General features: G+C 37.3%; 2 protein-coding genes. One reads left to right on the top strand and one right to left on the bottom strand.

The genetic code is table 11. From position 1 onward, the window contains the following. The first annotated feature begins 206 nt into the window (after window positions 1–206). On the top strand, window positions 207–1841 hold the full coding sequence (locus DB41_RS12840; RefSeq protein ID WP_080502402.1) for an IS1634 family transposase: 1635 nt from the start codon (window positions 207–209) through the stop codon (window positions 1839–1841). 13 nt (window positions 1842–1854) lie between these two features. On the opposite strand, the gene DB41_RS12845 is transcribed toward DB41_RS12840, so the two are convergent. Next, window positions 1855–2326: ISL3 family transposase (locus DB41_RS12845; RefSeq protein WP_039384819.1), on the bottom strand; the 472-nt coding region annotated here is incomplete at its 5' end.

Genomic DNA, 2326 nt, shown 5'->3' on the forward strand with positions numbered 1-2326 from the left:
ATGCGGACAATTTCTCGCTGCCTGTTTGTCTGTTATCATTTAAATCATTAAATCGGAAGTTCCATTTTTTTTATAAGGTTAAAGTATTTAATTATTTTATTATTAAAGCTTTATGTCTTTTTTATAAAATTTTGTAGTCACCAAAATTTTAATTAAAATTGTTTTTAGTATTTACATAAATCCTTTTATTAGTGTATTTTGTAGATATGCATATAGTGAAGTCAAAATTCAAATCAGCTGCCGGCAAAGTTTATGAAACAATTTTGCTGCGAGAATCCTATAGAGAAGGCAAAACCGTTAAAAAACGCACGGTGGGTAATCTATCCAATTGCACACCTGAAGAAATTGCTGCTATCCAGTTAGCTTTAAAACATAAAGGTAATCTCCAAGCTTTAACCTCGTGTAGTGGAGCCACAATGCAAGAGGGATTATCTGTCGGTGGCGTATGGGTGATCTACCAAATGGCTAAACGTTTAGGAATTGTGGATGCACTTGGCAATAGCCGAGAAGGTCAGCTCGCTTTGTGGCAAGTAGTAGCACGCGTATTGGAGCAAGGCTCAAGACTTTCTGCCGTCAGGTTGGCAGAAACATATGCCATTGCTCCTGTAATTGACTTGCAAAAGGGCTTTAACGAAGAAGATCTTTATAAGAATCTTTTGTGGTTATGTCAAAACCAAGCCTCTATCGAAGATCGATTGTTTACTAAAAGTTTTAGCAAAAAACCTCCTCACTTATTTTTGTATGATGTGACTAGCTCGTATTTAGAAGGCGAGAAAAACGAGCTGGCCGATTGGGGTTATAACCGAGACAAAAAGAAAGGTAAGAAGCAAATTGTGATAGGCTTGCTAAGTTCAGCCGATGGCACACCCGTATCCACCGAAGTGTTTAAAGGCAATATGCAAGACACTTCTACATTTTATGCCCAAATCAAAAAAGCCAAAGAACGCTTTAAATGTGAAAAAGTCACTTTTGTAGGCGATAGAGGAATGATTAAAAGCGGGCAGATCGAAAATTTACAAGAGCATGGTTTTCATTATATTACCGCTATGACAAAAGCTCAAATAGAGACCTTAATGAAAAGAGGTGTGATCGAATATACGCTATTTGATAAAAATTTGGCTGAAGTCAAAGAAGATGGGATAAGATATATTCTTAAACGTAATCCTGTGCGCGCCCAGGAAATCGCTCATTCTCGCCTCAGCAAGCTAGCTAGCATAGAAAAATTGGTTGCTATGCAAAATGCCTATCTACATGCGCATCCCAAAGCACGGGTAGAAGTAGCCCTGAAAAAAATTAAAACTAAAATCGAGCGTTTAGCGCTTAAAACTTGCGTGACAGTTAGCGCGCAAGATAGAAGCTTATCTATATGCCTCAATCAAGAAATACTAGCTGAGGATGCTAAGCTAGATGGTTGCTATGTGATTAAAACCGATCTTGCTTGCGAAGAAGTGAGCATGCAAGAAGTACATGATCGTTATAAAGATTTAGCGAGGGTAGAATCAGCTTTTAGAACAGTAAAAAGCGATCTTGAGATACGGCCAGTCTATGTACGTTCAGAAGAAAGTACAAGGGGTCATGTTTTAATTGTAATGTTAGCCTACATGATTATCAGAGAACTTGATAAAGCCTGGAAGGACCTTTATTTAACAGTAGAAGAAGGCTTACGCAGTTTATCTACTTTAACGCTAATAGAATGGACAGTAGATGAAGGCTTAAGCTTTCAGCAAATCCCAGAGCCACGTCACCAAAACAGACAGATGCTGGAAGCCTTAAAAGTAAAGTTACCAAAAGTTTTACCAAAGAATCATGCGCATGTAGTCACTAGGAAGAAGCGTCGATAATTTACTTAAATTATTAATAACCAACAACTTGATCGCTACCGATTGTTTTTAAAAAAGTGGAACTTCCGTTAAATAAGCTTCCAAACGACTCTTTAAGCTTATAATATACTTTCAACTCAAGGTTTAAATTTAAGATCTTGTCTAGCACATCTTCTTGTTGCTCTGTTAGATTTTCATGATTCTTTAACAAGATATACTTGGTATTTTTCCATATTTCTTGATCGGCACTTTCCTGTTTTACCCTCTTCCTAAATCTATCTAACGCTTGATTTAAGTTTTGCATAACATGGAAACGATCAGCTACAGCTTGGGCCTTAGGTAGCATCTCTTCTACTACCGCTCGAGAAGGAGCCCATAAATCTATAGCTACATACTTAATCCCTTCCTTGAATTCCTCATCGCATGACGCCATATAGTCTTTTAAAGCAGCTTTTTTCCTGTCCTTAAGGATATCAATTACTCTTTTATTAGTTAGGTCGGTAATC

Source organism: Neochlamydia sp. TUME1, from assembly GCF_000813645.1.
Classification (GTDB): Bacteria; Chlamydiota; Chlamydiia; order Chlamydiales; family Parachlamydiaceae; genus Neochlamydia.